This window comes from Protofrankia sp. CiP1_Cm_nod3 (genome assembly GCF_982290655.1).
This window is the reverse complement of sequence record NZ_CEVIVD010000180.1, coordinates 1-8,315: the sequence shown is the minus strand read 5'-3', so window position 1 is coordinate 8,315 and position 8,315 is coordinate 1. Positions and strand designations below refer to the sequence as shown.

Sequence of the window (8,315 nt, the reverse complement as noted above, 5' to 3'; positions counted from 1 at the left end):
CCGGTGTTCTTTATATCGCTGACACAGGAAACGGCCGGGTGCGCCGGGTGGGCCCCAGTGGCGGGTAGCGGATTCCGGGAAAGGTTCCTCGGAACTTCCTGTCATGGCCCGTGTCGGCCTGTCCGGCATGTTGCCGCGCGACGCCGGACGAGAGCCGCGCGCGGCCCCGGAGCCCTCCTCCCGGCGCCGCGTCCCGGCCGGAACGGCACCGCTGTCCGGCCCGGCGGGGCTCGTCGGGTGCGCGTGACACCGGCGTCCACATCCGGTTTCCATCTCGTTGCCATGGCCGTCGGTGTGTGGCTCGGCCAGGCTCGGAGCGGCGCATGCATGTGATCAGAAAAGAGGCGGGGCTGGTGGGGAGCCGAACGGTGGTGCTACAGGTCACATCCCCGGAGGGCACCGTGCACGACGTCGAACTGGATACCGGGCCGATCACCATCGGGCGGGAGGCGTCGGGACACACTCCGGACGTCGTGCTGGGACCGGACCCCCAGCGGTGGGTCGGCCGGTTGCACTGCACGCTGGACTTCGCCGACGGCATGTGGTCGGTGACCGACAACGCCAGCGTCAACGGCACGCTGCTGCGGCACGGCGGCATCACCGACCGCCTGCGGGGGCACCGACGGATCCAGCATCAGGACACGCTGCTGATCCTCGGCGGCATGAGCCCGGGCGGTGAGCCGCTGTACTGGGAGCTGATCTTCCTGGATCCGAACGCCACCCTGCCGGCGCCGTTCGGCCCGCCGCCGGAGGTCCGTCACGTCGGGCCGTGCCTGCGCTACGACTGGGTGGCGGCCAGGGTCTACCGCCACGAGGACGGGGTGGAAACCCTGATCACGGGGCTGCGTCCGCAGGGCCACCAACTGCTGCGGTACATGGCCGGACGCAACAGCAGCGGCGCGGCGGTGACCTGCGACCACACCGAGTTGATCACCGCACTGTGGGGTCCTCGCGAGGAGTGGGCGGCCCACCGCTCGTACACCCGTGCCGACGTCGCGGGCGTCGTGCGGGCCGTGCGGCGCTGCATCGAGGTGGACCCGTCGAACCCTCGCATCCTGGAGACCGTCGCAGGCATCGGTTACCGCCTCAACGTCCACCCGGGTGCCGGGGACGGGCGGTCGGCATGATCCGATACGCTGCCCGGACCAGGACGGGTCACCTGCACAGCGACAACCAGGACCGGCTGGCGGCCGACGTCGAGCGGGGCACGTTCATCGTGGTCGACGGCATGGGCGGCCTGGCGGAAGCGTCGGCCACCGCGCAGGCGGTCGTCGAGCAGTTTCCCCGCCGGGTGCGGGAGCGTGTCACGGCGTTGCACGGGCCAGACGTGGCGCAGGCGGTGACCGCGGTGGCGGCGGAGCTCAACGAGCGGGTGCGGCAGGGTGCGCGCGCGGGCCCGGACAGCACCGGCGCGGCCGTCGCGCTGCTGCTCGTCCGCGACGGCCTGGCGCTGGTCGTGCACCTGGGTGACAGCAGGATCTACCTCGCGCGAGACGGGCGTCTGCGTCGGCTCACCGAGGACCACACCCGGGGCGGGCAGCTCACCCGGTTCGTCGGCATGCCCGGAGAGGTCGTCCCGGGCGTTTCGGTCACAGAGCTGTATGCCTGTGACCGCATCCTGCTGTGCACCGACGGGCTCACCGGCAGCGTCGACGACCGGGCGCTCGCCGAGCTGCTGACCACGCCTGACGGGCTTGACGGGGTGTGCGGGCAGCTGGTCGAGGCCGCTACCGCGGGGGGAGCGGTCGACGACATCTCGGTGATCGCCATCGAGTACGACGCGAGGAACGCGAGGGGGATGGGCTGATGGCGCTGCTCGGCGACGGCGACGAGATCGGCGACAACCTCACCGTGGAACGGCTGCTCGGCGAGGACGCGTTCGCCGAGGTCTACCGGGTGCGGCACCGCCACCTCGGCCGGCAGGCGCTGAAGCTGTTCAAGAAGGTCGCCTCGCTGGAGGAGACGGACGGGATGCTGGACGAGGCCCGCCTGCTGTCGGCGCTGGGGCATCCGAACATCGTCCGGGTGTTCGACGCGAACACCGTGCGGACTCCGCGCGGGCTGCGCGGTTTCTTCACGATGGAGTACGTCGCCGGGGGCAGCCTCGAACGCCTCGCCGCGGTGCACCGCCCGTCGGTACCGACGGACCTCGTCGCCGAGGTGATGGAGCAGATCGCGAACGGGCTCGCGGCCGCCCACGGCCAGGACCCGCCGATCGTGCACCGGGACATCACCCTGGCCAACATCCTGGTCGGCTACGACGGCACCGGTATGCGGGTGCGGGTCAGCGACTTCGGCCTGGCCAAGCGCGCCAACCCGTTCACACAGCTGGCCAGCGCGCAGGGCACCTACGCGTTCATGGCCCCGGAGGTGCTGCGGGACCAGGGCTACTCGTGTGCCAGCGACGTGTGGTCGGTGGGCACGGTCGCCTACTGGCTGCTTACCAACCACTTTCCGTACCACGACGGGGGACGCTTTCCCTCCTGGTACTCCGTCGCCCGGTTCAGGCAGGCGCCGTTGCCGCCCAGCCGTTACAACGACGATGTCGACGCCGAGCTGGACCGCATCGTGCTGGCCACCCTCGAAGTCGACTCCGTCAACCGTCCGGTTACCGCACAGGCCCTCGCGGACGCGTTGCGCGAGCGTCGGGAGGCCGGCGGAGGCTCGGCGGCACCCTCGCCCGTGACCCCGGCTCCGGGCTCCCCGGCTCCGGGCTCCCCGCCTCCGCCGCCCACCAGACAGGCCGAACGTCTCGCCGAGAAGGCGCTGGCGCTCTCCCGCGTTCCCGGCCAGCTGCCACGGGCGGCCGATCTCATGGAGGAGGCGGTCAACCTGTCGCGGTACCTGCGGGATCTGTACCTGCACAAGCTCGTCCTGTGGCGCCGGGGGGTGATGATGTGAGCCAGCAGCTGACACGGATGCGGGCGGAGCTGCGGCAACGCCGCCATCACCGGGCTTTCCGGATCGCGCCACCGGCATGGGACGAGTTCCTGTGCGAGCAGATGGAGCGGTTGCTCGCCGAGATCACCGAGCTCGGCGATCTCGGCGCGGCGGAACCCGAGTCCCAGCCGGACCCGCCGCGGCCCGGTCCCGGTCCCGGTCCCGGGTCCGGGCCGTGTCTCGACGAGAAGGCGCTGGCCCGTGCCGTGACGAACCTGTGGAAGGCCCAGCGCAAGCTCGCCGAGGAGGAGGAACCGTCCGCCCGGGCCCGGCAGGCCGCCCGCTACCTGCGCGCATGCCGCGACGCGCTGGCCGAGGCCGGGCTGGTCGTGCAGGACCACGACGGGGACGCGTTCCATCCCGGCCGCTCCATCGAGGTCCTCGCCTTCCAGGAGGATTTCTCCCTGGACACCGAAAAGGTGCTGGAGACCGTCCGGCCGTCGGTCTACTTCCAGGACCGACGTGTCCAGATGGGCCAGGTGATAGTCGGGCGCCCGCCCTCTTCCGGGCCCGTCGGCACAGTGTTCTAGCTCGGTGCCCGGCCCAGTACGGACCAAACATTCGACACGGATCACACAGAGGGCTGTCATGCGTGACACGATCGACTTCGGTATCGACCTGGGTACCACGAACAGCGCCATCGCCGTTGTCAATGACGGCACGGTTACCGTAATCAAGAACAACGACGGCTGGGAGACCACGCCGTCCGCGGTCTGGATCCCCAAACCGGGGGTCGTCCATGTCGGACGCCGGGCGCGTGACCGCAGCGAGAACGACCCGGAGAACGTGGCCGCGGAGTTCAAGCTGGAGATGGGGCTGGCCGACGCGCGCCGGCGTTTCGCCAAGGCCGCGGTGGAGCTCACCCCCCAGCAGCTGTCGGCCGAGGTGCTCAGGTCACTGCGCGCGGACGCCGCGCACCAGTACGACAACGTTCCCCCGGAAGTCGCGGTGATCACGGTGCCGGCGGCGTTCGCCCTGAACCAGAACAAGGCGACCGTCGACGCGGCGGCGCTGGCGGGTTTCAGCGCGGAGTGCCCGCTGGTACAGGAGCCGACGGCGGCGGCCTTCGCCTACGGTTTCCACAACACCGCGGACCGGGTGTACTGGATGGTGTTCGACTTCGGCGGGGGGACGTTCGACGCCGCCGTGGTCAGCAAACGTGACGGCGACCTGCGCGTGCTCAATCACGCGGGTGACCCCTACCTTGGCGGCAAGCTGATCGACTGGGCGCTCGTCGAGCGGGTTCTGGCACCCGCGGCCAGCCGTGACCTCGGTTTTTCCGAGTTCCGCCGGGACAATCCGAAGTGGCTGAAGAACTTCGCGATCCTGAAGCAGGCGGCCCAGGACGCGAAAATCCAGCTGTCCCGGCTCGGACAGGTGGATATCACAACCGAGCTCCTGGACGAGGGGGCGAGCAGGGAGACGTTCGAGTACACCCTGACCCGCGACGAGCTCGACCGGGTCGCCGAGCCCTTCTACGTCAGGGCGATCAAACTGTGCCGCTCCGCGCTCGGCGAGGCCGGGCTGGGCGCGGACGACATCGACCGCCTGCTGCTGGTCGGCGGGGTCACCCTCGCTCCCGGGCTGCGGGAGCGGCTCGCCGACCCCCGGCACGGCCTGGGCATCGAGCTGGACTTCAGCCTCGACCCGACCACCGTGGTCGCCTGTGGCGCGGCCATCTTCGCGAGTACGGTCCGCAGCCCGGAGCCGGCGTCCTTCGAGCCCGCGCCGGGGGAGTTCACGCTCGAACGGCACTACGACCCCAGCGTGACCACGACCAGGCCCACCGTTGGTGGTCACGTGCACAGCGCCGCTCCGGTCGACTGGACGGCCTATTCTGTTACCCTGAGCAACCCAGCCGGCCGTCCACCGTTCACCACCGGCCGCATCGCACTGGCCGCGGACGGCGGCTTCCTCACCGAGGTCGACCTCGATCCTCACCAGACCTCACGCTTCACCGTCGAGCTGACCGACGCCACCGGCACACCCCGCAAGCTCACACCGGACACCTTTCCGATCACACATGGGGGCACCGAGTTCGGTGGCCCGCGGCTCGGGCACTCGCTGGGTATCCAGGTCGCCGACGGCAGGTTCGAGCCGATACTGCGGAAGAACGCCACCCTGACGGCCAAGGGCAAGAAGCCGTTCCTGACCACCGGCGCGTTGCGCCGCGACGATCCGGAGTCGGTGCTGCGGATCACCGTCCTGCAGGGCGAACACAGCCGGGCGGACCGTAACCGTGAGGTCGGGGTGCTGGAGATCCGGCCACGTGACGTCCGGATCGATCTTCCCGCGGGCAGCGGCGTCGAGGTCACCTTCGAGGCGAACACGTCCAACCTGGTCACGGTGGTCGCCGACGTGACGCTGGTGGGGGAGCAGTTCGATGCCGAGCTCAACCTGGACAGCGTCCGGACCAGGAGCCCGCAGGAGCTGGAGAACCTGCTGCACGAGGCGGAAGAGCGGCTGGCCTCGCTGCACAGCCAGGCCGTGACCGGGGAGAAGCGGCTGGCCGAGCTTGAGAAGGACGGCACCCTCACGACCGTCCGTGAGCAGGTGCGAGCGGCCAGGGTGGACGCTGGCGCCGCGGCGACGGCCGAGGACCGTCTGCGGGAGCTCAACGCCAGACTGGACGACATCGAGGACGCCGTGAAACTGCCCGAACTGGTCCAGCAGGTGGACGAGCTCCTGGACTGGGCCGCCGGGCCCGCGGAGCGGTTCGGCACCGCGGCGGACCGGCAGGCGCTCGCGGATCTGCGGCGCCGGGCACGGGAGGCGGCCGACGCCGAGGACGTCGCGGCGGTGCGCAACCAGCTCGACCGGATCATCCCGCTCGTCCTCGAGCTGGAGCGGCGCAACCCGGACTGGCCGGTCCGGCTGTTCTACAGCCTCGAGAGCGTGCTCGGTGCCACCGGCCAGGCCGATGCGCTGATCCGCGAGGGCAAGCGGGCCATGGCGGCGAACGACGTACGCGGCCTGGAGGCGGTGAACCAGCGTCTGATCCGTCTGCTGCCACGGGACGCGCAGGATGCGATCATCACGCTGGTTCCGGCATGAGCGAGCCGCTGCGTTCCGTGCTGGACGCCCAGGTGGCCGTCAGCCGGGCGCGCGCCGCCGCGCGTGCGGGTGATCTGGACCGGGCGGCGCGGCTGCTGGACGGCCTCGACGCCGCCGGCCGCCTTGACGCCGCCGGCGCGGCCGGCGTGCCCGTGCTCGACCTGCGGGCCAGGGTGCACGCCCAGCGCGGCGAGCTGGCCGAGGCGGACAGGTGCTGGGCCAGGGCGCAGGCCCTCGTACCCGATGATCCGGCCGCCGCGGCGGGTCGCCACACCATCAAAAAGATCAGCAAAGGTCGCCGGCGCGTTCGGCCGCTCGTCGGGCCGGGCCGGGTCGTGGCCGCAGCCGTGGCCGTGACCGCGGTGACGGGGACGGCGCTCGGGTATTTCCCGCTCGACGGCCTCGGACCGAGACCGCCCGGTGTGGCCAGCCCCTCGGAGCGGGCCCTGGTACACGCGGCTCAGCCGCGGCGGGAGGACGAGAGCACCGAGACGCTGGAACGGCGCGTTCACGCATCGGAACAGTACGCCAGCGCCCTGGCGGGGCGGCTGGCGTCGCTGGACGCGGAGCGCGCCGCGGCCGCCGGCCGCCGCGCCCGTGATCTCGACGCGATCGTCGAAGGGCTGGGGACGCTCTCCGGTGCGTCCGTGGAACGCCGTGCCGAGGACGTCCGGGTGGTCTTCAGCACGGGGCTGTTCCTACGCGACGCGGAGATCAGCCGAACGGGCCGGCTGCTGCTGACGCGGATCGGCGGCCGGCTGGCGAGCATGAACGTGACGACGACCGTGGTAGGTCATGTGTCCGCCGTGGCCGGAGGGCGGACGAGCGGAGGCTCCACGGTCGCGCTGGACCGTGCCCGGGTGGCGGTCGGCTACCTGGCGGCGGGCGGCAGACTGCCCCTGACAGCGTTTGCCCTGGTCAGCGCGGATCAGACGCAGGGTCCGTTCCCGGACGTCCAGCGTAACCGCACGGTAACCCTGATGATCATCCCGAGGGAGCCGCCAGCGCCCCGCTGACAGCTCGCCCGCGGCCTCGGACATCCGTCCCGGAGCACACCCGGTGCCAGCTGACGCCAAGCCGGTGCGGTGCGGTGCGGACGACCCTGGTGCCGAGGTCCTGGCACCAGCCGGCTCTGCTGTCAGCCGGCCCTGGTGCCGGTGGTCCTGGCTGGTGCCGGTGGCACGCGGTCAGGTCAGGACGTCCAGGGGCCGATGCCGCCGACGCGTTCCGGGGTGATCCGCAGGACGTAGCCGGGGGGTGGGTCGGGGATCGGTGACGGAGGGGCGTCCGGCCCAAGGTAGATCCTGGTGAGTTTCGCGAGCAGTTCGGGCGCGCCGCCCTCGATGACCTTCGCGTGCCCGTGGACGACCAGGTAATGGTCGAGGCCGCCGCCCTCGGTCCCTGCGGCCTCGATCGACAGCGCCACCCGTGGGTCCCGCTGGAGGTTGCGGAGCTTCTGGTACAGCCCCAGGTGGGCGGTGACGATCTCGTCGCCGTCGACGCCCACCCACACCAGGGTGATCTGGGGGCTGCCGTCCGGGTTCAGGGTGACGAGGTGGGCGAGGCGCCCGGCCGTCAGCGCGGCACGCACGGCGTCGGTCAGCAGAGTCATGTGTTCGACGTCCTCCAGGTGCAAGAAGGCGCGGCGCAGGTCGAGCCGCTGGTTGTGACTACGACAGCTGTATGTCAGAACCGGCCCGGCTATTCCCGGGAGGGCCGGTCACCTGCGGCGATGCCCGGTCGTCTGCCGCGCAGCCGCCCGAGGGCCGGCGGAATCACGATCATCTCGCCGGCGGTGTCGGGCGGGCCGTTCGTCGGATGGGCCGCGTCAGATGAGCTGTTCGGCCCAGATGGTCTTGCCGGTGCGGTTGTAGCGGGTGCCCCAGTGGTGGGTGAGCTGGGCGATGAGGAACAGGCCGCGGCCGTTCTCGTCGAGGGTGCGGGCGCGGCGCAGGTGGGGGGCGGTGCTGCTGGTGTCGGAGACCTCGCAGATGAGGGTGCCGCGGTCGCGGATGAGGCGGAGGTGGATGGGGCCGGTGGCGTGGCGGATGGCGTTGGTGACGAGTTCGCTGACGACGAGTTCGGTGGTGTAGATGGCGTCGTGCAGGCCCCAGGCGGTGAGCTGGTCGGTGGTGTGGGCGCGGGCGTGGGCGACGACGGCGGGGTCGGCGGGCAGGTCCCAGGAGGCGACCTGGCCGGCGGTGAGGGTGTGGGTGCGGGCGAGCAGGACGGCGATGTCGTCGTCGGCGGGCCGGTCCGGCAGCAGGGTCTTGAGAATGACGTCGCAGGCGGTGTCGAGGGAGTCGGTGGGCTCGCCGAGC

8 protein-coding genes are annotated in these 8,315 nt (G+C 71.3%); 6 read left to right on the top strand and 2 right to left on the bottom strand.

Features of this window, described 5'->3' with window-relative positions; translation table 11 throughout:
* Window positions 1-323 precede the first annotated feature (323 nt).
* The 6 genes from AC5LUJ_RS21820 to AC5LUJ_RS21795 are packed head-to-tail and all read left to right on the top strand — an operon-like array spanning window position 324 to window position 7,010.
* Window positions 324-1,127: a winged helix-turn-helix domain-containing protein gene (locus AC5LUJ_RS21820; RefSeq protein ID WP_250280885.1), complete on the top strand. Its 804-nt coding sequence runs from the start codon at window positions 324-326 to the stop codon at window positions 1,125-1,127.
* Complete coding sequence (locus AC5LUJ_RS21815; protein WP_250280884.1) at window positions 1,124-1,807, top strand: PP2C family protein-serine/threonine phosphatase; 684 nt, start codon at window positions 1,124-1,126, stop codon at window positions 1,805-1,807. Before AC5LUJ_RS21820 ends, AC5LUJ_RS21815 begins: the two co-directional genes overlap by 4 nt.
* Window positions 1,807-2,901, top strand: a complete 1,095-nt coding sequence (locus AC5LUJ_RS21810) for a serine/threonine-protein kinase (RefSeq protein WP_493465640.1) — start codon at window positions 1,807-1,809, stop codon at window positions 2,899-2,901. The genes AC5LUJ_RS21815 and AC5LUJ_RS21810 overlap by 1 nt, the downstream gene beginning before the upstream one ends.
* Window positions 2,898-3,470 carry a hypothetical protein gene (locus AC5LUJ_RS21805; protein ID WP_493465639.1) on the top strand — a complete coding sequence of 191 codons (573 nt, stop codon included), beginning with the start codon at window positions 2,898-2,900 and terminating at the stop codon, window positions 3,468-3,470. Before AC5LUJ_RS21810 ends, AC5LUJ_RS21805 begins: the two co-directional genes overlap by 4 nt.
* 58 nt (window positions 3,471-3,528) lie before the next feature.
* Complete coding sequence (locus tag AC5LUJ_RS21800) at window positions 3,529-5,994, top strand: Hsp70 family protein (RefSeq protein ID WP_250280881.1); 2,466 nt, start codon at window positions 3,529-3,531, stop codon at window positions 5,992-5,994.
* Window positions 5,991-7,010 (top strand): hypothetical protein, encoded by a 1,020-nt coding sequence (locus AC5LUJ_RS21795; RefSeq protein WP_250280878.1) that lies wholly within the window; start codon window positions 5,991-5,993, stop codon window positions 7,008-7,010. Before AC5LUJ_RS21800 ends, AC5LUJ_RS21795 begins: the two co-directional genes overlap by 4 nt.
* Before the next feature lie 176 nt (window positions 7,011-7,186).
* Here AC5LUJ_RS21795 and AC5LUJ_RS21790 read toward each other — a convergent pair whose 3' ends face one another.
* Entirely contained in the window at window positions 7,187-7,606 is a 420-nt protein-coding gene (locus AC5LUJ_RS21790; protein ID WP_493465638.1) for a PPOX class F420-dependent oxidoreductase, read from the bottom strand.
* 216 nt (window positions 7,607-7,822) lie between these two features.
* Window positions 7,823-8,315, bottom strand: a 493-nt coding sequence (locus AC5LUJ_RS21785; RefSeq protein WP_250280874.1) for an ATP-binding protein, incomplete at its 5' end; no start/stop codon positions are given.